General features: G+C 66.9%; 23 protein-coding genes. 12 read left to right on the top strand and 11 right to left on the bottom strand.

Annotated features, from left to right (window positions below; translation table 11 throughout):
- Positions 1–6: 6 nt before the first annotated feature.
- Both AC1DQK_RS04365 and AC1DQK_RS04360 read right to left on the bottom strand, forming a co-directional pair.
- Positions 7–807, bottom strand: coding sequence for a hypothetical protein (locus tag AC1DQK_RS04365; protein WP_477867792.1), 801 nt, complete (start codon positions 805–807; stop codon positions 7–9).
- 87 nt (positions 808–894) lie between these two features.
- Complete coding sequence (locus tag AC1DQK_RS04360) at positions 895–1,812, bottom strand: LysR family transcriptional regulator (protein ID WP_477867790.1); 918 nt, start codon at positions 1,810–1,812, stop codon at positions 895–897.
- 117 nt (positions 1,813–1,929) lie between these two features.
- Here AC1DQK_RS04360 and AC1DQK_RS04355 point away from each other — a divergent pair, with 117 nt between their 5' ends.
- From AC1DQK_RS04355 to AC1DQK_RS04340, 4 genes are all read left to right on the top strand, one after another.
- Positions 1,930–2,628: a pirin family protein gene (locus tag AC1DQK_RS04355; RefSeq protein ID WP_477867788.1), complete on the top strand. Its 699-nt coding sequence runs from the start codon at positions 1,930–1,932 to the stop codon at positions 2,626–2,628.
- Positions 2,629–2,695: 67 nt separating this feature from the next.
- Entirely contained in the window at positions 2,696–3,295 is a 600-nt protein-coding gene (gene wrbA / locus AC1DQK_RS04350) for an NAD(P)H:quinone oxidoreductase (protein WP_477867786.1), read from the top strand.
- Positions 3,296–3,328: 33 nt separating this feature from the next.
- Positions 3,329–3,643, top strand: coding sequence for a hypothetical protein (locus AC1DQK_RS04345; RefSeq protein ID WP_477867784.1), 315 nt, complete (start codon positions 3,329–3,331; stop codon positions 3,641–3,643).
- Positions 3,644–3,783: 140 nt separating this feature from the next.
- A complete protein-coding gene (locus AC1DQK_RS04340; RefSeq protein WP_477867782.1) occupies positions 3,784–4,308 on the top strand; it encodes an SRPBCC family protein in 525 nt (174 codons plus the stop codon).
- Between the two features lie 154 nt (positions 4,309–4,462).
- Here AC1DQK_RS04340 and AC1DQK_RS04335 read toward each other — a convergent pair whose 3' ends face one another.
- The 4 genes from AC1DQK_RS04335 to AC1DQK_RS04320 are packed head-to-tail and all read right to left on the bottom strand — an operon-like array spanning position 4,463 to position 7,920.
- Positions 4,463–5,044, bottom strand: coding sequence for an ABC-type transport auxiliary lipoprotein family protein (locus tag AC1DQK_RS04335; RefSeq protein WP_477867780.1), 582 nt, complete (start codon positions 5,042–5,044; stop codon positions 4,463–4,465).
- A gap of 8 nt (positions 5,045–5,052) precedes the next feature.
- Positions 5,053–5,997 (bottom strand): MlaD family protein, encoded by a 945-nt coding sequence (locus AC1DQK_RS04330; RefSeq protein WP_477867778.1) that lies wholly within the window; start codon positions 5,995–5,997, stop codon positions 5,053–5,055.
- Between the two features lie 7 nt (positions 5,998–6,004).
- On the bottom strand, positions 6,005–6,823 hold the full coding sequence (locus AC1DQK_RS04325; RefSeq protein ID WP_477867776.1) for an ABC transporter ATP-binding protein: 819 nt from the start codon (positions 6,821–6,823) through the stop codon (positions 6,005–6,007).
- A complete protein-coding gene (locus tag AC1DQK_RS04320) occupies positions 6,823–7,920 on the bottom strand; it encodes an MlaE family lipid ABC transporter permease subunit (RefSeq protein ID WP_477867774.1) in 1,098 nt (365 codons plus the stop codon). The genes AC1DQK_RS04325 and AC1DQK_RS04320 overlap by 1 nt, the downstream gene beginning before the upstream one ends.
- A gap of 114 nt (positions 7,921–8,034) precedes the next feature.
- Here AC1DQK_RS04320 and AC1DQK_RS04315 point away from each other — a divergent pair, with 114 nt between their 5' ends.
- Positions 8,035–8,706: an HAD family hydrolase gene (locus AC1DQK_RS04315; protein ID WP_477867772.1), complete on the top strand. Its 672-nt coding sequence runs from the start codon at positions 8,035–8,037 to the stop codon at positions 8,704–8,706.
- Between the two features lie 34 nt (positions 8,707–8,740).
- Here the strand turns inward: AC1DQK_RS04315 and AC1DQK_RS04310 are convergent, their stop codons facing one another.
- Both AC1DQK_RS04310 and AC1DQK_RS04305 read right to left on the bottom strand, forming a co-directional pair.
- Positions 8,741–9,253, bottom strand: coding sequence for a CHAP domain-containing protein (locus AC1DQK_RS04310; protein WP_477867770.1), 513 nt, complete (start codon positions 9,251–9,253; stop codon positions 8,741–8,743).
- A 160-nt stretch (positions 9,254–9,413) separates the two neighbouring features.
- Positions 9,414–10,736, bottom strand: a complete 1,323-nt coding sequence (locus AC1DQK_RS04305) for a dihydroorotase (protein WP_477867768.1) — start codon at positions 10,734–10,736, stop codon at positions 9,414–9,416.
- A 50-nt stretch (positions 10,737–10,786) separates the two neighbouring features.
- Here AC1DQK_RS04305 and ygfZ point away from each other — a divergent pair, with 50 nt between their 5' ends.
- Together ygfZ and AC1DQK_RS04295 are read left to right on the top strand one after the other, a co-directional pair.
- A complete protein-coding gene (gene ygfZ, locus AC1DQK_RS04300; RefSeq protein WP_477867766.1) occupies positions 10,787–11,470 on the top strand; it encodes a CAF17-like 4Fe-4S cluster assembly/insertion protein YgfZ in 684 nt (227 codons plus the stop codon).
- A 126-nt stretch (positions 11,471–11,596) separates the two neighbouring features.
- Positions 11,597–13,165, top strand: coding sequence for a hypothetical protein (locus tag AC1DQK_RS04295; RefSeq protein WP_477867764.1), 1,569 nt, complete (start codon positions 11,597–11,599; stop codon positions 13,163–13,165).
- A 143-nt stretch (positions 13,166–13,308) separates the two neighbouring features.
- Here the strand turns inward: AC1DQK_RS04295 and AC1DQK_RS04290 are convergent, their stop codons facing one another.
- Positions 13,309–14,529, bottom strand: coding sequence for an argininosuccinate synthase (locus AC1DQK_RS04290; protein WP_477867762.1), 1,221 nt, complete (start codon positions 14,527–14,529; stop codon positions 13,309–13,311).
- Between the two features lie 118 nt (positions 14,530–14,647).
- Here AC1DQK_RS04290 and AC1DQK_RS04285 point away from each other — a divergent pair, with 118 nt between their 5' ends.
- The 4 genes from AC1DQK_RS04285 (at position 14,648) to AC1DQK_RS04270 (ending at position 17,156) form a co-directional block, all read left to right on the top strand.
- Complete coding sequence (locus tag AC1DQK_RS04285) at positions 14,648–15,130, top strand: EF-hand domain-containing protein (RefSeq protein ID WP_477867760.1); 483 nt, start codon at positions 14,648–14,650, stop codon at positions 15,128–15,130.
- Positions 15,131–15,272: 142 nt separating this feature from the next.
- Positions 15,273–15,869, top strand: coding sequence for an EF-hand domain-containing protein (locus AC1DQK_RS04280; protein ID WP_477867759.1), 597 nt, complete (start codon positions 15,273–15,275; stop codon positions 15,867–15,869).
- 8 nt (positions 15,870–15,877) lie between these two features.
- The gene (locus AC1DQK_RS04275) at positions 15,878–16,462 is read left to right on the top strand and encodes an EF-hand domain-containing protein (RefSeq protein WP_477867757.1); all 585 of its coding nucleotides are present in this window, start codon (positions 15,878–15,880) and stop codon (positions 16,460–16,462) included.
- 118 nt (positions 16,463–16,580) lie between these two features.
- Positions 16,581–17,156, top strand: coding sequence for an EF-hand domain-containing protein (locus tag AC1DQK_RS04270; RefSeq protein WP_477867755.1), 576 nt, complete (start codon positions 16,581–16,583; stop codon positions 17,154–17,156).
- A gap of 33 nt (positions 17,157–17,189) precedes the next feature.
- Here the strand turns inward: AC1DQK_RS04270 and AC1DQK_RS04265 are convergent, their stop codons facing one another.
- Positions 17,190–17,786, bottom strand: coding sequence for a TetR/AcrR family transcriptional regulator (locus AC1DQK_RS04265; protein WP_477867753.1), 597 nt, complete (start codon positions 17,784–17,786; stop codon positions 17,190–17,192).
- A gap of 69 nt (positions 17,787–17,855) precedes the next feature.
- Here AC1DQK_RS04265 and bdcA point away from each other — a divergent pair, with 69 nt between their 5' ends.
- The gene (bdcA, locus tag AC1DQK_RS04260) at positions 17,856–18,581 is read left to right on the top strand and encodes an SDR family oxidoreductase (protein WP_477867751.1); all 726 of its coding nucleotides are present in this window, start codon (positions 17,856–17,858) and stop codon (positions 18,579–18,581) included.
- A 23-nt stretch (positions 18,582–18,604) separates the two neighbouring features.
- On the opposite strand, the gene AC1DQK_RS04255 is transcribed toward bdcA, so the two are convergent.
- Positions 18,605–19,831, bottom strand: coding sequence for a class I SAM-dependent methyltransferase (locus tag AC1DQK_RS04255; RefSeq protein WP_477867749.1), 1,227 nt, complete (start codon positions 19,829–19,831; stop codon positions 18,605–18,607).
- Positions 19,832–20,060: the final 229 nt, after the last annotated feature.

The raw sequence follows: 20,060 nt of genomic DNA, 5'->3' as shown, positions 1-20,060 counted from the left end.
GACTGATTAGCTCAACGCTTCCTCTGCTACTTCCTTCTTTGACCGCCGCAGGAGCGCCCAAAGGGCGATGCCGGGAATGGTGGTGCCGATTTGCCAAGGCTGCAAAATGCCCTGTTTGATCACACTTATCGGAAAGATGCTCATATAGGCCGCCGAAACATTCAGCGCCGCTGAGCCCCAGATCGTGGTTAGCTTGCCAATTCCAAGCAGAGAACCCAGGCTCCAGAGCCAGCGGCGGCGGAAGAGTCTAGATGTCCAAATTTTTCGCAGAGCCATGGCTGTCACGCCAATGGCGGATATTGCCAAAAGCACGACGATGGTATTGTCCAAGCTTACATCGGTGAGTCGAAAAGCGTTCAACTCCGACGCGGGGCGATCAATTGCGTTGACGAGGAAGCCCGTGATCGCCGCGCTGGCGCCTTGCCGCCTTATGCTGAGCTGCGCCAAGGCACGATGGTCTCCACTCACAATCTCGTAGGCGAGCTTCGAATCTCGATAGTTTGCACCACTTGTTGATTTGAAGCTGAACCAGCTCGCGTCGACCAATGTTACGCCAGTCATGACATCAAACGGCATGGCTTCACGCATAGGACGGAACTGCGTGGCCAACTGTGGCCGCAGTTCGGGCTGCATCTTCGCCAGGAGGGTGGCGGGACGATTCGTAAGCAGATCATTGATGGCTGCTTTCGCCAATGCGCGATCTTCTGGAATCGACAGCGTGTCCAGGATCTTTGCTTGGCTGCAGGCGACCAAGAGGAACGGCAGCGATAACGCGGACAACCATCGGCGCAGCGGCAACATGTTCATCGGGCCGTCCTCCCCCCTGCCTTTGTGCCTAAGCGCTGCGCAGCCTGCAATGCAGGTCTCGCCCGCTCGATCCAAAATGGCGCCTTCTCACCTCGTCATCCAGGGCGGCTTCAGGAAGGCGGCTGCGAGGAAGTCGATCAGGACCTTCACCCGGGCGGGGCGCATCGCGGTGGGCGGCGTCACGACATGCAGCGCGCTGATCGGGCCCGCCGACCAGTCCGACAGCACCTCCTCGAGCCGTCCGTCGGCAAGGCATTTCCAGGCAAGAAAATCCGGCAGGGAAGCGATGCCGGTGCCGGCGAGCAGCGCGTCCAGCAGCACGTCGCCATTGTTGGTGCGGATCGGGCCCTTCACCTCGATCGCGAATTCGCCCTGCTCGGGATGGCGGAAATGCAGGCGGCCCGGCGTGCGGGTATGCGTGTAGGCGAAGGTCGGATAGCGGACCAGGTCGCGCGGATGCTCGGGGCGGCCGAGCCGGTCGAACAGCGCCGGGGCGCCGACCAGCGGCAGCCGCACCGGGAACAGCCGTCGCGCCTTCAGCGCCGAGTCCTCGAGCTGGCCGATCCGCAGGGCGACGTCGAATCCCTCTTCGATCAGGTCGGTGCGCGCATCGGAGAGATGGAGTTCGACCGTCACCTGGGGATAGGCCTGGTGGAACAGCGGCAGGATCGGCCCGAGATGCGCGATCCCGAACGACATCGGCGCCGCTAGCCGCACCAGCCCGCGCGGCGCGGCGCCGCGCTCGGAAATCGCCTCCTCGATCGCCTCGCCGTCGGCAAGCATCCGCGCGGCGCGCTCCTGGGCGAGATGGCCACTGTCGGTGAGCGACAATTTGCGCGAGCTGCGGTGAAACAGCGGGGTCGCCAGCCGCAGCTCCAGGCGGGACACCGCCTTGGAGACGGTCGCCTTGGACAGCCCCAGATCGTCGGCCGCGCCCGAAAAGCTGCCCAGTTCCGCAACCTTGGCGAAGATCGCCCATGCCTCGAAATCGGGGAGATGCGCCATATGGTCTTGCCTGGTTTTGGAAACGATGAGTTTCGATCATCTCCATTTATTTGCAGGGCTGCAAGCCTAGATTGTCCCCAACGCGCCGCTGCGGCGGCCAGCATAGGAGTAGACGACATGATCGAAGTTCGGCCCTTTTCCTCGCTCGGTGGCGGCAACCATGGCTGGCTCGACGGCAAGCATCATTTTTCCTTCGCCGACTATCGCGATCCCAAGCGGGTCAATTGGGGCGCGCTGCGAGTCTGGAACGACGACACCATCGCCCCGCACACCGGCTTCGCTCCCCATCCGCACAATGACATGGAGATCATCACCTATGTCCGTTCGGGTGCGATCACCCATCGCGACAGCCTGGGCAATGAAGGTCGCACCGAGGCGGGCGACGTCCAGGTGATGTCGGCGGGCACCGGGATCGTCCATTCGGAAAAGAACGAGGAGGATGTCGAGACCACCCTGTTCCAGATCTGGATCATCCCGGACAAGCGGGGCGAAAAGCCCAGCTGGGGCGCGCGGCCCTTCCCCAAGGGTGATCGTACCGGGCGCTTCGTGACGCTGGCGAGCGGCATTCAGGGCGACGGGGACGCGCTGCCGATCCGGGCCGATGCCCGGGTCCTGGGCGCCACGATCGCCGCCGGCGAGACCGTGGAGCAGGCGATCGGCAGGGACCGCAAGGCCTATCTGGTGCCGGCCCGCGGCAGCATCGAAGTCAATGGCGTCGCGGTTTCCCCCCGCGATGGCGTGGCCATCGCCGATCTCGACACGATCAGCATCAAGGCGATCGACGACGCCGAGATCGTACTGGTCGACGTCGCCTGACTCCTTCGACCGCCCCGGACCAAGGCTCGGGGCGGTCGCTTCCGTCAACATGTTCGGAGCGAAGCAGATGCCGAAGATCCTCGTTCTCTATTATTCGACCTATGGCCATATCGAGACGATGGCGCACGCCGTCGCCGAAGGCGCGCGCAGCGCGGGCGCCCAGGTGGACGTCAAGCGCGTGCCGGAGACGGTGCCGCTCGACATCGCCCGGAAGAATCACTTCAAGCTCGATCAGCCTGCGCCGGTCGCGACCGTGGCCGAGCTGGCCGGTTATGATGCGATCATCGTCGGCACCGGCACCCGCTTTGGGCGCATATCGGGACAAATGGCATCCTTCCTGGACGGAGCGGGCGGCCTGTGGGCGAGCGGTGCGCTCAACGGCAAGGTCGGCGCCGCCTTCACCTCGACCGGCTCGCAGCATGGCGGGCAGGAGACCACGCTGTTTTCGATCATCACCAACCTGCTCCATTTCGGCATGGTGATCGTCGGCCTGCCCTACAGCTTTGCCGGCCAGACCGGCGTGGACGAGGTCAAGGGCGGTGCACCCTATGGCGCAACGACCATCGCCGGCAGCGACGGCTCGCGCCACCCGAGCGCGACCGAACTCGATGGCGCAAGATTTCAGGGAAAACATGTGGCGGAGATCACAGCCAAGCTCTTCGCCTGAGCAGATAACAATGTGTAACAATCGGAGGAAGACATGACTATCGCGGTGCCGTTCCAGGCCGAAACCGACGCTTCGACGCCACCCTTGTCGGCGCTCGAGTGGAAGGTCGTCAGCCTGGCGATGCGCGAGGCGGGCGAGGCGCGCCGGCGCGGATGGTTCGGAAGGCTGGTCGAAGGCAGCAACGGCGTTCGTCCCAAGCTGCCGCTCGCCGATCCGCGGCTCGAAACCCTGCGCCGCTTCGTCTGCCGGGTGCGCGACCGGGCCGACGCCTCCGACCTCAAGCACCGGCTGGTCGAGTTCGGCTTCCATCCCAACCAGGTCACAGCGGTGGCGATGATCGCCCGCTGACCCTTTTAGCTGCTGCGGACTCCCCCCGATCGTCCGCAGCCTAGGCCGCCCGTTTCTCCTTCGGGAGAGACGGGCGGTTTGCTATGCAGCGCGGATGCGGGCTGGGCAGCAATGCAGCGGGTCGACCAGGGAGTGGGTGGATGAGATATGTCGGGAGTCTGGCCGGGCTGGCGCTGGCAGCGGCTTCGCCAGCCGCGGCCGAGGTCAAGGCAGCCGAGAGCGGCGGCTTCGTGGTGGCGTTCGCCGCAACCGTATCGGCCTCGCCGTCCGCGGTCTGGGCAGCCTTGATCGCGCCCGGCCGCTGGTGGGACATGACCCACAGCTATTCCCAGGAGGGTGCCAACCTGACGCTCGATCCCACCGCGGGCGGCTGCTTCTGCGAGACCGTGCCGCAGGCGAAGGGGGCGGTGGAGCATATGCGCGTCGTGCAGATCATGCCGGATCGGCTGCTGCGCCTGCAGGGTGCGCTCGGGCCCTTTCAATCGATGGGCGTGTCGGGCGCGATGACCTGGGAGCTGAAGCCCTCGGGCAGCGGCACCGCGATCAGCCTGAGCTATGCGCTCGGCGGCTATATGCCGGGTGGCGGACAGGGCTATGCGCCGATCGTCGACCAGGTGATCGGTGGACAATTCGCGCGGCTGACGGCTTTCGTCGAGAAGAAGTAGAGGTCGTTTCGTTCCAGTCTAAACCGTTCGTCCCGAGCGAAGTCGAGGGACGTACCGTGCGCCAGCGTGTCTCGACTACGCTCGACACGAACGGAATGCCCAAAGCAAACTCAAGAGGCTGTAGGATCATCCTGTTGCCGGCGCGCGGCGAGGCTCAGGCGGCCACCCAGGTCGCTACATCGCCCGCGACGGCATTGGCGGCGCGGTTGAGCGCGGCGCTGACGCTGGCAGCATCCTCCGCCGCGACCGGCGCGGTCGCCTCGAAGCGGCGTGTCTTCAAGATGTCCGAGCCGCTCGTCGCCAGCGTCGCGTCGAAGATCACCAGCACCTTGCCCTGGCCACCGAGCAACTGGAAGGCGGATAGCGTGCCGGCCAGCCGCGTGTCTGGCGTGATTGCCCCGTTGCGCTGGTCTGGGACGAAGCGGCCGGTCTTCGCCTCGATCGTCTCGGCGAGGACGGCGCGGAACAGCGCGGCGGGGGTATCGGCCCAGGCGGCTTTCGGCAGATAGGCGAAGGCCGCGCCGGTCTGCACCGCGATTCGCTGGTTGCGCAGCGCCGCGGGCAGGACCGGGACCGAGACTCCGATCGCCTGGGCGTCGCGGGTCGACTTGGCCTGGTCGGCGGGCACGCGCGCGTCCGAGGTCAGGCTGAGCAGCGCCTTGGGCGGCTTGGCGCCGAGGCTGATGCAGCCCGACAGCGTGGCGAGCAGCATGACGGCGACGAGCGGGCGGATCATCTTCACTCTCATTGTCCCTTATAGTCGGGCAGCTTGCCGCCGCCGAGCACCGCGCCGGCGCCGCCGCGATCGAGCTTGGCGGAGATCGCGTTGAGCGATTCGGACATCTCCGCGAGGTTGCGGACCAGCTGGTTGATCTGGGGTACCGTCTGGGTCGAGAAGGCCTTCACCCCCGGCCGCGCGTCGGTGATCGCCTGGTCCAGCGACTCCATGGTGTGCTGGGCGGCGGTCGTGGCGCGGTTGAGACTGGCCATCGCCGGCTTGACGTCGCTCGACATCACGCCGTTCGTCGTTTCGGCCAGCGCGCCGATCTTGGCGGCGGTGTCGCCCGCCTGCTGCAGCGTGACCTTGAGCTGTGCGACCGAGGCGGCGATCTCGGGTCCACGGTCGGCGAGGTCGCCGCTCAGCCGGTCGACATGCGCAAGAATGCCGCTGATCGATTTCTGGTTCTTGTCGTTGAGCAGCTCGGTGAGTCGTTCGGTCAGCGCCGATATCCGGTTCAGCAGCTCGGGCGCCGAGTTGAGCAGCTCGCCGAGCGCACCGGGCTTGGTCGGGATCACCGGCACGCCATAGGGTCCGGGTTCGACGATGGGCGGGGCGCCCTTGATCGCGCCATCGAGATTGATCTGGCTGACGCCGGTGAAGCCGACGCCGGCGATGGTCGCGGTGGTGCCCTGCAGGATCGGCGTCTCCTGGTCGACCGAGATCCGCACCCGCACGAATTCCGGGCTGTCCGGGAGCAGCTTGATCTCCTGGATCTTGCCGACCGGAACGCCGGAGAAGTTCACCGGTGAGCCCTTGGCGAGGCCATCGACGGAGGTCTTGAAGAAGATGTCGTAGCGCTGCTCGGTGGCGGTGTTGAACCCCGCCAGCCAGACGATGAAGGCGAGCAGCCCGACAAGCAGCGCCAGCACGACGCCGCCCACCAGCACATGGTTGGACCGGGTTTCCATCAGCCTCTCATGCCCTGCTGTCCTTCGCCGCTTCGCGCCTGGCCGCGTCCGATGCGACCCGCCCCCGCGGGCCGTTGAAATATTCCTGAATCCACGGATGGTCCAACGCCAATAATTCCGGGATCGTTCCAACTGCGATCACCCGCTGGTCGGCGAGCACCGCGACGCGATCGCATATCGCATAGAGCGTATCGAGGTCGTGGGTGATCAGGAAGACAGTGAGGCCGAGCGTGCGCTGGAGCGCGTGGATCAGCGCGTCGAATGCCGCGGCGCCGATCGGATCGAGCCCCGCGGTCGGTTCGTCGAGGAACAGCAGCTGCGGATCGAGCGACAGCGCGCGGGCCAGGCCAGCGCGCTTGCGCATCCCGCCCGACAGCTCGGAGGGATATTTCGGCCCGGCCTCGGGCGGCAGGCCGGTCATCGCCACCTTGTAGGCGGCGATCTCGTCGAGCAGCTGTGCGTCGATCTGCGGATAATATTCGCGGATCGGCACCTGGACATTTTCGGCCACGGTCAGGGTCGAGAACAGCGCCCCGCCCTGGAACAGCACGCCCCAGCGCCTGCGGACCTGCTTCGCTTCATATTCCTCGCGGCCGATCATCGGTTCGCCGAACACCTCGACGTCGCCTTCGAGCGGGGTCTGCAGCCCGATGATCGAGCGCATCAGCACCGATTTGCCGGTGCCGGAGCCGCCGACCACGCCCAATATCTCGCCGCGCCGCACGTCGAGGTCGAGCCCATCGTGGACCACCTGATCGCCGAAGCTGTTCCTGAGCCCGGAGACGTGGATGACGGTATCCCCTTCGGCGGTGTTGAGCCGTGCCATCAGATCCACCCGATCGAGCTGAAGAACACCGCGAACACCGAATCGAGCACGATCACCAGGAAGATCGCCTGCACCACCGAGGCGGTGGTGCGCAGCCCGACCTCCTCGGCATTTCCCTCGACCTGCATGCCCTGGTAGCAGCCCGACATCGCGATGATCAGGCCGAACACCGGTGCCTTGATCAGGCCGACCCACAGATCGGTGAGCGGCACCACCTCCTGCAGCCGCTGGACGAAGGTGATCGGCGGGATGTCGAGATCGATCCAGCAGAATATGCCGCCGCCGACGATGGCGACCACCGCCGCATAGAAGCCCAGCAGCGGCATCAGGAACACGGTGGAGATCACCCGCGGCAGGATCAACGCCTCCATCGGCGAGACGCCGATGGTGCGCATCGCGTCGATTTCCTCGGCCAGCTTCATCGAGCCGAGCTGGGCGGCGAAGGCGCTGCCGGAGCGGCCGGCGACCATGATCGCCGTCATCAGCACGCCGAGCTCGCGGATCGTGATCCGGCCGATCAGGTTGATCGCGAACACCTCGGCGCCGAACTGGCGGAGCTGGACCGCGCCCTGCTGGGCGATGACGATGCCGATCAGGAAGCTCATCAGCCCGATGATGCCGAGCGCCGTGACGCCCACCACCTCGAACTGCCGGGCCATCGCGTTGAAGCGGAACCGGCGCGGGTGGGTGACGAGGCCCCACAGCCCGATCACCGTGGCGCCGAAGAAGCCCAGCAGCCCGACCAGCGAATGGCCGGCGACCGCGGTGGCGTCGCCCATCTCGCGCAGCACGCGGACGAAAGGCGGGCTCGGATCGGGGCGGATCTTCAGCGGCTTGTCGGCAGCGGCAATCTGCTCGAGCAGGTGGCAGACGTCCTCGTCGGCGCCGATCACCCGGGCGTCATGCTCGCGGGCGATGCGGTGGACCAGCCAGGCGCCGACCGTGTCGATGCGGTCGACGCCATCGAGATCGATCTGCGCCGGTGCCTGCGCGATCGCCGCCAGCCGCTGCGGCAGGTCGCCGATGCGGGCAAGGGTCAGCTCTCCAGAGAACCGCAGGGTTCCGTCGTCGAACTCGAAGTCGGCCGGCGCGCTCATGACACTCAGCAGTGCTCGAAAAGCAGGAGATCGGCAAGCATCCGAAATGAAATCCCGGCGGGACGCGAATGTTCCCATATTCTTTGCTGCGGCAAATCGCCTAAAGCCGGTCGCATGACCGAACTCGCCATCTACGACATGGACCGGACGATCACCCGGACCGGTACCTTCACGCCTTTCATGATCCATGCCGCGCTGCGGCTGGCGCCATGGCGGCTGATCTTCGTGCCGGCGGCGGCGCTGGTGATGCTCGCCTATGTGCTCCGGCTGATCGAGCGCAAGCGCGTCAAGGAGCTGAACCAGGCGATGCTGCTCGGCCGCACTGTGCGCCTGTCTGCGCTGGCGCCGCTTGCCGAGAGCTTCGCCGAAAAGACGGTGCGGCACAATGTCCGCCGGCAGGCGCTCGACAGCCTTGCCGAGAACCGGGCCGCGGGCCGGCGGCTGGTGCTCGCCACCGCTTCGTCGCGGCTATGGGTCGAGCCGATCGCCGCGAAGCTGGGCATGGACGATATCGTCGCCACGACCAGCATCAGGGGCCTCGACGACTATGTCAGCCACAAGGTCGACGGCGAGAATTGCTACGGCCCGGCCAAGCTGCGGATGATCGAAGCGTGGATGGGGCTGGAAGGCCTTGAGCGCAGCCAGTGCCGGATCCGCTTCTATTCGGATCATGTATCGGACGTGCCGGTGCTCGAATGGGCGGACGAGGCGATCGCCGCGAACCCGCATCAGGGCCTGCGCGAAGAGGCAAAGCGGCGCGGCTGGACGATCGTCGACTGGGACTGAAGAACGATCCCGGATAAGCGAGCCCCGGAGAGGCTCAGCCTTCCTGGCCGTTCACCTCGGTGGCCGTGGAGGCGGTCGACTTGCCATTCTTGTAGATGAAGCCGTTGACCGGATAGGCCTTGTTGCCGACCGCGCCGATCGGCGCGAACCAGACCTTGACCTGGCTCCAGTCGTTGCGCGGTGAGGCGTCGACGACAGTGACGTCGCGCTCGACCTGACCGCGGCGGCCGTTGATGATCGACCAGTTGGCGTGGGTGATCTTGATGACCCGCTCACTGACCACCTGGGTGACGGTCGCGACATGGCCCGAGCGCATCGAGCCGATCGCCTTGAACACCATCACCGAACCGATCGCCGGGCTGTTGCCGCGCAGATATTTGCCCGCGGCCTGATCCCACCATGCGGCGGCCGCGCCGAACAGCTGGATGCCGGAGAACATGCGGGCGAAGGGTGCGCACTGGAGCATCTGGGCGTTGGCGGCACTGGGCGCGACAGCCATGCACGCAAGCAGCATGGAACCGACAATCGCGCGCATCGTTTTCGTCATCTGGTAGTCCCCACCCGATCCCGTGGTGTCTGATAGACATCCAATTCGGCGCGAGGGAAGGCTAAATGGTTAACAAGTTGCTGCAACGCGGCGAGCGGGTTTCATCCTGCGTTGAGTTGCAACTTATCCACAGACGAAACGAACGGCGGCCGCCGCTGCGTCAGACGAGAGCGACGCTGTCGAAGCGAATCGGCGTACCGATCGCTGCGTTGGCGAGATTGCCGTCCCACATCACCCGATGTCCGCGTATGATCGTGCCGATTGGCCGTCCGGTAAGCGCCATGCCGGTGAAGGGCGACCATCCGCAGCGCGATGCCAGCCAGTCCTCCTCGATCGTCCAGCGCGCCTTCAGGTCGACGATCGAGAAGTCGGCATCATAGCCGAGCGCGATGCGGCCCTTGGTGCGCAGCCCGAACACGCGCTGCGGGCCGGCCGAAGTCAGCTCGATCAGCTGCTGGAGCGTCAGGCGGCCCTCGGCGACATGGTTGAGCATCAGCGGCAGCAGCGTCTGGACGCCGGGCATGCCGCTCGGCGACGTCGGATAGGTCTTCGCCTTCTCGTCCCTGGTATGCGGTGCATGGTCCGAGCCGAGCACGTCTGGCACGCCCTGGCGCAGATAGTCCCACAGCCCCTCGCGGTGCGCGGCGGACCGGATCGGCGGGTTCATCTGTGCGTAGGTGCCGAGCCGCGGATAAGCCTCCTCGCCGGCCAGCGTCAGGTGCTGCGGAGTCACCTCGCAGGTCGCGATGTCCTTGTGCTGCGCGATCAGCGCGAGTTCGGCCGGGGTGGTGATGTGGAGGATGTGAATCCTGCGCCCGGCCTCGCGCGCGATGCGCAGGATACGGCGGGTGGCGAGCAGCGCGCTTTCATCGTCGCGCCAGACCGGGTGGCTCGATGGATCGCCCTCGATCCGCTCGCCCTGCCGCGCGATCATCCGCGCCTCGTCCTCGGCGTGGATGGCGACGCGGCGCTTGCCCGAGCGCAGCACCCGCGCCAGATTTTCGTCCTCGGCGACGAGCAGGTCGCCGGTCGATGCGCCCATGAAGATCTTCACTCCGGCCGTACCGGGGATCATCTCCAACTCGGCCAGCTGCTCGGCATTGGCCGCGGTCGCGCCGACATAGAAGGCATGGTCGCACCACATCCGATCCTTCGCGCGCGCCAGTTTGTCGGCGATCGCCTCGGCCGAATCGGTGTTGGGCTTGGTGTTCGGCATCTCGAAGACCGCGGTCACCCCTCCGAGCACCGCGGCGCGGCTGCCCGATTCGAGATCCTCCTTGGCCTCGAGCCCCGGCTCGCGGAAATGCACCTGGCTGTCGATCACGCCCGGCAGCACGTCGAGCCCGGCGCAGTCGATCGTCTCGCCTGCGTCACCGGCGACGCCGATTCCGGCGATCCTGCCGTCCTTGACGCCCACGCTGGTCTGCACCGGGCCGCCTACCGTCCACACCGTGCCGTTCTTGAGGATGAGATCGTAGGTCATGCCAGCCACCATGGGTTAACTTCCGGGTGCGTTGCTCCTACCTTCGTGCCATGTCCGATACCACCCTCATCGATCGCGCGCTGATCCGCCTCTCCGGCCCGGAGGTGCGTGACTTCCTGCAGGGGCTTGTCACCAATGATGTGAGCGCGGCGCTGCCGGTGTGGGCCGGCCTGTTGACGCCGCAGGGCAAGGCGCTGTTCGATTTCATCGTCTGGGACGCCAGGGACGAGGATGGCGACGCTCTGCTGATCGATTGCGAGGCGTCGCAGGCCGACGCGCTGGTCCGCCGCCTGTCGCTCTATCGGCTGCGCAAGCCGATCGTCATCGCGCGCGAACCCGCGCTGGCGGTGCATTGGGCGCTCGACGGCGGGCAGGGCGTGCCCGACCCCCGCCTCGCGGCGCTCGGCCGCCGCTGGATCGCGGCGCCCGATGGCGCGGCGACCGGCTGGCACGAGCACCGGCTGTCGCTCGGCGTGCCCGAAGGGGTGGCGGAACTCGGCTCGGACAAGACGCTGTGGCTCGAATGCAATGCCGACCTGCTGCACGGGGTGAGCTTCACCAAGGGCTGCTATGTCGGCCAGGAAAACACCGCGCGGATGAACTGGCGCAACAAGGTCAATCGGCGGCTGGTGGTGCTGCCGGACGGTAGCGTCGAGCGGCGCTCGGTCGACAAGCTCGGCGATGCGCTGGTGCCGGCGTGGATGTGCGACGGGGTGGCGGCGGCGAGCGAATAGGCAGGCGCCGATCGCCGATGCGAAAGGGGTTCACCGCCCCGGGCTATTTCGCCTAGACTCGATTGTCCGTGATTTCCGAGCCGGCAGATGATTCCATCTGCCTCGAAATCACTCTAAGCGGAACGGGTGATCAGGTTTCTGCCGCGCCCCCGCCACCGCCTCATCCTTGCCGCCGCGCTCGTCGCTGCGGTCGGGCTCTGGGCTCGCGCATGGGGGATAGCCGGCGAGCCGATGTGGCTCGACGAAGGCTATAGCGCCTATGCCGCATCGAAAGGCTGGCATTTCCTTTGGCATGTCGTGCCGCGCTATGAGACCCATCCGCCCTTTTATTATTCGCTGCTGCGCGCCTGGACGCTGGTCGCGGGGGATGATCTGGCGGGGCACCGCGCGCTCGGGCTGGTCTGCGGCCTGGCGGCGCTGCCGGTGCTCGCCCTGGCAGCGCATCGACTGGCCCGGCTATGCGGGGCACCGGCGGGGCGCGTGACGCTGGCCGCGCTGGCGCTGGCCGCTGTGTCGCCGATCCTCGCCGAGATGACGCGCGAGGTGCGGCCCTATCCGGTGATGATCCTGGTCTATGCCGCCGCCACGCTCGCCCTGCTGGCGATCGCGGCGCGGCGCGGCGAGGGTCTGCCGCTCGCCGGGCGCGCCTATGCGGGACATCTCGCCTGTACCGCGCTGATGCTGTGGCTCCACAATCTGGGGCCGCTCTATGCGGCCGCCCTGGGCCTGGCGCTGCTGTGCGTGGTGCGCGTCCGGATCATGCGTCGCGGCGACTGGTTGTGGCTATTCGGCGGCCATCTTATCGTCCTGCTGGTCTGGCTGCCGGCGCTGCTGATCCTGATGGACCAGGCGCCCGAATGGGTGAAGGCGACCTGGCTGCGCTTCTCGACCGTCGATCTGGCGCGGCGGGCGACGGTGATGTTCAGCGGGCCGACCGACGATATGCGGGTGGCGGCGGCGATGCTGGCGCTGCTCGGCGCAGCGCTGCTGTGGCGCGCGCGCCGGGCGCGGCGGCTGCTCGCCGCGTTGCTGCTGCTCAGCCTTCTGCCGGTGGCGCTGTCGCTGATCCTGTCGGCGACGGTCGCGCCGATCTTCATCATCCGGACGATGACGCCGCTGGCCTGCCCGGCGATATTGCTGATGGCGCTGGCGCTGGGCTGGCGCTGGCGCATCGGGCTGCTCGCCGGCACCGGCGCGCTGGCATGGCTATGCGTCTCGCAGATCGGGTTCGACATCCGCATGCGCGAGCATCCGCGGCGCGACTGGTATCGGACGCTGGCGTGGCTGAAGCCGCGCTTCCAGCCGGGCGATGTCGTCTTTGCCTATCCGAACGAGGGCGCGCTGCCCTTCGACCGGGCAGTACGCGACATGGCGCTGGCGATGCCGAGCAGGCCGATCCCGACCGCGATCCCGAGCCTGAACCCGCCGCCGGGGAGCATCTATGTCAGCGGCTCGCGGGGCGTCCCCTCGCTCGACCGGCCGCATCTGCGCGTCATCGCGCAGGCACCCACGACACGATCCGTGCCGACCATCTGGCTGCTGCGGCTCGGGCCATGGGCCTATGACAAGGGCGACGTGTTCCTCGATGAGCTGTCGCGCGGGCGGGTCGAGGTCGGACGCTACAGGGATGGCGCGATCGACATCGTCGGCCTCCGCCGGGTGCCCTCTCAAAAGCCAAAGTGGCCAACAGATTGACACCCTCGCTCATCCTGAGGAGCCACTGAGCCTGGCGAAGTGGCGTCTCGAAGGACGTCCTTCGATGCGGTCTTCGCCCGGCTCAGCCCTTACTCAGGATGAGCGGTTTGATCTGATCGCATTTGCTCTCGAGACGGACGCGATCAGAGCCCGTCGCGCCGCCCCAGCAGCCTTAGCCGCAGCGCCTGGAGCTTGATGAAGCCCGCGGCGTCGCGCTGGTCATAGGCGCCGGCGTCGTCCTCGAAGGTGACGACCTTCTCCGAATAGAGCGTGTAGGGCGACTTGCGGCCGATCACATGGACGCCGCCCTTGTACAGCTTCAGGCGCACCGTGCCGGTCACCTTGGCCTGGCTATGGTCGATCGCCGCCTGGAGCATCTCGCGCTCGGGGCTGAACCAGAAGCCGTTGTAGATCAGCTCGGCATAGCGCGGCGCCAGCTCGTCCTTGAGGTGTGCGGCGCCGCGATCCAGCGTGATCTGCTCGATGCCGCGATGGGCGAGGTGATAGATGGTGCCGCCCGGCGTTTCGTACATGCCGCGCGACTTCATGCCGACGAAGCGGTTCTCGACGAGATCGAGCCGGCCGATGCCATGGACGCGGCCATAATCGTTGAGCTTCGCCAGCAGGGCCGCCGGGCTCAGCCCCTCGCCGTTGATCGCGACCGCGTCGCCGCGCTCGAAGTCGATGGTGATGATCTCGGGGGTATCGGGCGCATCCTCGGGATTGACCGTGCGCGAGAAGACATAGTCGGGCACTTCCTCCCACGGATCCTCGAGCACTTTGCCCTCGGACGAAGTGTGGAGGATGTTCGCATCGGTCGAGAAGGGCGATTCGCCGCGCTTGTCCTTGGGCACCGGGATCTGGTGCTGCTCGGCGAAGGCGATCAGCGCGGTGCGGCTGGTCAGGTCCCACTCGCGCCACGGAGCGATCACGCGGATGTCGGGGGCCAGGCCGTAATAGCCGAGCTCGAAACGGACCTGGTCGTTGCCCTTGCCGGTCGCGCCATGGCTGACCGCATCGGCGCCGACCTGGCGCGCGATCTCGATCTGGCGCTTGGCGATCAGCGGCCGTGCGATCGAGGTACCAAGCAGGTACAGCCCTTCGTACAGCGCGTTGGCGCGCATCATCGGATAGACATAATCCTTGACGAACTCCTCGCGGAGATCGTCGATGAAGATATGCTTGTCGGGCACGCCCATCAGCCGCGCCTTGGCGCGCGCGGGCTCGAGTTCCTCGCCCTGGCCAAGATCGGCGGTGAAGGTGACGACCTCGCAACCATAGGTCTGCTGGAGCCATTTGAGAATCACGCTCGTGTCGAGGCCGCCCGAAAAGGCCAGCACCACCCGCTTCACGTCATTCGTCATCTCAATCTCCCGCCCCGCCACCTCAGCGCGCGCGGCCCTTGCCATGCGTGGGGCCGCCATTCAAGTTGCTAGCGGCACTTCGTGGCGGTGCGGTGCCGGCAGGCGAGGAGGAGTAGCGATGCGTATCTGGCCCATCCTGGCGGGTGCCCTCCTGACCTTGCCCGTTGCGGCACAGGAACTGCCGATGACGCGAGAGGGGCTCGACAGTGCGCTCGCGCAATATTTCGCGGGTGCCGACCGCGACCAGAACGGTAGCCTTGACCGGGCCGAGGCCGCCGCTGCGCTGGGCGTCGCGCGCTCGATGCTGAGTGGCCGGCGCGACGAGGAGCCATTCATGATGGACGTCGGGCCCGATGGCCGCCCCCGGCTGACGCTGAACGACAATGGCCCGCTCAGCCGGAGCGGCATGCTCGATATGCTGTTCCGCCGCACCGATCGGGACGCCAGCGGCACGCTGTCGCTGGCCGAGGTGCAGGCGGCGGGACGCGAACGCTTCGATGCGGTGGATAGCGACGGCGACGGGATATTGGACGAGCGGGAACGGCAGGCGGCGAAGCAGCAGCTCGGCATGCTCAAGGCGCTGGTGTCGGGCGGGCGATGAGCGGGCCGGATATATTTCACCGCCGACACAGGTATTTCACCATCGAACTATCCGGGCAAGCTTTGCGTTTCATCAACATGACAGGGTGGGCCGGTTTTCCCTGTCGCAGCCGGTCCGCCCACCCATTCGCGAGGATAGCATGATGACGAAGACACCCTGGATCGCCGGAGCCGCCCTCGCCGCAACGCTCGCGGCGGCGGCTTATGCCCAGGCGACGCCCGATGGGCCGCCGCGGACCCGCGCCGAGCTGCAGGCCCGGGTCGCCGAGCATTTTCGCAAGGCCGACGCCAATGGCGACGGCTTCATCACCCCGGCCGAGTTCGATGTCGCCCGCGCGGCGATGCACGCGAAATTCGCCGAGCGGCGCGAGGATCGGCGCGCGGAGATGTTCGCAATGCTCGACAAGGACCATAGCGGATCGCTGTCCAAGGACGAGTTCATGGCGCCGCCGCCGCGGCGCGGAGGGCCCGAAGGCGCCGATGACATGGATCGCGGCAGGGACGGGCATGGCGACGACATGAAGCTGCGGCACGGCCGGATGGGCGGCATGGGCGGCGACTGGTTCGCCCGCACCGATGCCGACAAGGACGGCAGGGTCAGCCTCGCCGAGGCGTCTGCCAGCGCGCTGGCGATGTTCGATCGGGTCGACACCGACCATGACGGTACGGTCAGCCCGCAGGAGCATGATGCCGCCCGCGACGCGATGCGCGCGCGATGGAGGGACGGCGGCGCGGGTTGAGTTTCCCGATGACCGGAATCTCGCCAGCCGCCATTGCCATGCTGGGCGCCGCCATTTTGCTCGGCGCATTCGCCCAGCCGGGGCCGGATCGGGCGCCAAGGACCCGTGCCGAGCTGGGCGTCAGGCTGGCCGACTATTTCGACATCGCCGATGGCGACGATAGCGGCGGCGTGACCTTGGCCGAGCTGCAGGATGCCCAGGATGCGATCGACGACCGGTACGGCATGGGCCAGAATAATTTCCGGATATGGCTGGTGGACAAGCTCGACGCGGACAGGGACGGTGCCCTGACCCGTGCGGACTTCAGCGGCGTGGCACGCGGGCCTGCCTGGCCAAGCCACCCTTTTGGCCGCGATGCGGCCGCCAACCAGGCATGGCGGCTCGTCGTTGCCGGCCAGGCGCCTGCGATCGGCACAAGCGCCGAATGGTTCATGCACGCCGATCGCGACGGGAATGGCAGGCTCAGCCTCGCCGAGGCTTCGGCCGGCGCGCTGGCGATGTTCGACAGCATCGATCTGGACCATGACGGGACGATCAGCCCGGCCGAACAGGATGCAGCGCGCGCCAAGTGGACGGGCGCTGCCCGCAGCTGAGCGTGGCCGCGGCGCGCCGCTCTAGCTATCGTCGTCAGGATAGGATTATATCGTTCCGGCGGGGGCAGGGGCCCCCTTTTGCCGGCCGTTGGCCAGCAATAGAACCGGGGGGTTCCATATGAGCAAGAGTTTGTCGCTGGCTGCTGCATTGCTGGTCGGGTCGGTGCTCCTTGCCGCCTTCGGCCAGCGCGGGCCGGATGGGCCGCCACGGACGCGCGCGGCTCTGCAGTCGCAACTGGCCGAATATTATGATGCGTCCGACTGGGATGAGAATGGCTCGCTACAATGGTGGGAAATCAACAGCCGCCAGGAGCGCATCGCCGACGAATATGCCGAAGGGCGCGACAATTTCCGCGAGTGGTTCCTGGCCCGCTTCGACGCCGACAAGGACGGTGCGCTGTCGCAAGCCGAGCTGAAGGGCGCGATCCCGGCCTACAAGGCGCCGGCCCGGCCCTATGGTGATGATGCGATCCGCAACCAGGCCTGGCACATGGTGGTGGGCGGGGACGGTCCGGGGATCGGGACGAGCCGCCGCTGGTTCCGGCAGGCCGATGCCGACGCGAACGGCATCCTCACCCGCGCGGAAGCAGCACGGGGCCCGGTCGCGATGTTCGATCGGGTCGACGCCGATCATGACGGCATCATCACCAGCGAGGAAAGGCTCGCTGCGCGCAAGACGCCGCCGGCGGCGTGACAGGGCGCGGGGTCGGCCCGCGCCGGCCGCCGGTCATCCTGCGGCGACGATCGCCCTGAACCCCGCCGCCGCCGCTCGGGCGAAGCCGTCCAGCTCGGCCCGGCTGGCGCCGTCCCGTGCCGCCGCCGACAGGCCCTTGAGAGCGATCGTCACGATCGACGCGAGTTCATGCGCCCGAGCCGGAAGGTCCCGGGCGATCCGCGCGGCGATGACCTCGCTGCTGTCCGCCATCCGGCGCGCCGTCAGCGCCACCACCTCGGGATCATTGCTGCCGCGCGCGCCATCCAGCACGAGACAGCCGGCAATGCCGTCCCGGCGGGCATAAAGCCGCGCGGCATCCCTGAGCACGCGTTCCACTGCCGCGCAGGCGTCGCCACCGCCCTCGAGGGCATCGGGCACGAAGCGGCCGAAGCTGCCCGCATAGCGGTCGAGCACCCTGTCGAACAACGCCGCCTTGCTGCCGAAGGCGTTGTAGAAGCTGGGCGGCGTGATCCCCAGCGCCTTGCCGATCTCGGCGACGCCGACGCCGTCATAGCCGCGCTCCTGGAACAGCCGCTGCGCCGTCGCCACCGCTTCCTCCGGATCGAAGCCGCGCGGGCGCCCCCGGCCCGGGAGTTTTGTATCGGTCACTAAAAAAATCCTTGCCCTCATCCCAAGCCAATAATATAGCGATAACTATAGAAATTGAAAGGACATGGCATGACCGACATTTCCCCCCCTGTTTCGCGCCGCAAGACGGTCATCCTTGGCGGTAGCCGCGGCATAGGCGCTGCCCTGGTGCGCCAATTCGCCGCCGATGGCGCGGCGGTCGTCTTCACCTATGCGGGCTCGCAGGACGCCGCCGCCGCGCTGGCCGCCGAAACCGGCGCGAGGCCGCTGCGCGTGGACAGCGCGGATCGGGCGGCGCTGACCGCGGCGATCATCGCCGAAGGTCCGATCGACATCCTGCTGGTCAACGCCGGCGCGCTGGTGCTGGGCGACCCGCTGGCGCTCGATGCCGAGGCCGTCGACCGGATGATCGACGTCAACGTCCGCGCGCCCTATTTCGCGGCGGTCGAGGCAGCGCGCAGCATGCCCGATGGAGGCCGCATCCTCATCATCGGCTCGACCAATGGCGATCGCATCCCGTTCGCCGGCGGCGCAGCCTATGCGATGACGAAGTCGGCGCTCCAGGGCATGGTGCGCGGCCTTGCCCGCGATTTCGGCGCGCGCGGCATCACCGTCAATTCGATCCAGCCGGGGCCGACCGATACCGACATGAACCCCGCCGACGGTCCGATGGCGGACATGATGCACGGGTTCATGGCGATCCCCCGCCATGTCCACGCCAGCGAGATTGCCGACTACGCAGCCTTTCTGGCCAGCCCCGCCGCCGCGATGATCACCGGATCGATGCAGACCATCGATGGCGGCTTCGCCGCCTGAGCGTCGCGCGGCGATCGGGCTGGCTATCGCGGCAGCGCCTGTTCCACCTCGGCCATATAGTCGCGCGTGATCGGCAACGCGCGGCGGTTGCGGATATATTGGAGCTGGTAATTGCACAGATTGCCATGGATGAAGGCGGCCCGCGCGCCGGCCAGGTAGAAGGTCCACATCCGGAAGAAGCGCTCGTCGTACAGGGCGACGATCGCGTCCCTGGCCGCCATGGTCCGGTCGTACCAGTGATCGAGCGTCATCCCGTAATGGAGCCGCAGCGTCTCGACATCGGCGACGATCAGCCGGGCCGGTTCGCTGGCAGAGACGATCTCCGACAAGGCCGGGTTGTAGCCGCCGGGGAAAATATATTTCAGGGTGAAGGCGTCGGTCTTGCCGGGCACGCCGAGCCGCCCGATGGTGTGGAGCAGCATCACCCCGTCCTCGGCGAGCAGATCGCGGCACTTGAGGAAGAAGGTCTCATATTGCGGCACGCCGACATGCTCGAACATGCCGACCGAGACGATTCGGTCGAACCTGCCTTCGAGCAGGCGGTAGTCGATCAGCTCGAACTTCACCCGATCCGAGACGCCCGCCGCCTCGGCGCGCGCGCGGGCCACCTTCAGCTGCTCCTCGGACAGGGTGATGCCGAGCACGTCTACGTCGGCGGCGCGGTTCAGGTAGAGCGCCATCCCGCCCCAGCCGCAGCCGATATCGAGCACCCGCTGGCCTGGCTTGAGGTGCAGCTTGGCGGCGATATGTGCCTTCTTGTCGGCCTGGGCCTGGTCGAGGCTGTTGCCGGGATCGGCGAAATAGGCGCAGCTATATTGGCGGTCGGCGTCGAGGAAGAGATCGTAGAGCCGGTCGTTCAGGTCGTAATGATGGGCGACGTTGCGCTTGGCGAGGCGCGCTGTGTTGAAGCTCTGCAGCCGCGCGCGCAGCCGGTCGCGCACCAGGCTGGCGAAGGTCCCGCGCAGGGTGATCCGGCCCTCTTCCCAGCGGCCGTTATAGCGGACGAGGTCGACGAGGTCGCGGATATCGCCCTGCTCGATGACCAGCCGCCCGTCCATATAGGCTTCGGCCGCGCCGAGATGCGGATTGCTCGCGATGGCACGCACCACGCCCTTGTCGGCGAAGCGGATGGTGACCGGCTTCAGCTTGAGATCGGGCGTGCCGTAGGTCTTTCGGCTACCATCGGCGAAGATGATCGTGAACTCTCCGCGCTTGAACAGGCGGTTTACGAACTTATCGAATAGCGACATGCATGCGCTCCACAGGGGGTGGGCATAGAACCGCCGCCACGCCGCCGACGCAAGGGGGGCCGAAGGCTAAATTTAACGGCTAGAGCGCGCTGCGAATAGCTTGAATCGAATTGGGATTCCCAAGGCGGCCGAGGTGTGATTCAAGCTTGGGGCTGGGTTTGGAGGCCAGCCTTTATGCCACGAGCCTATTCTCAGGATTTGCGTGACCGGGTGATCGATGCGGTGGTGC

The sequence above is a fragment of the Rhizorhabdus sp. P4_G5 genome (assembly GCF_056401065.1).
Note: the sequence above shows the minus strand (reverse complement) of the source record. Positions and strands in the feature narration are given on the sequence as shown.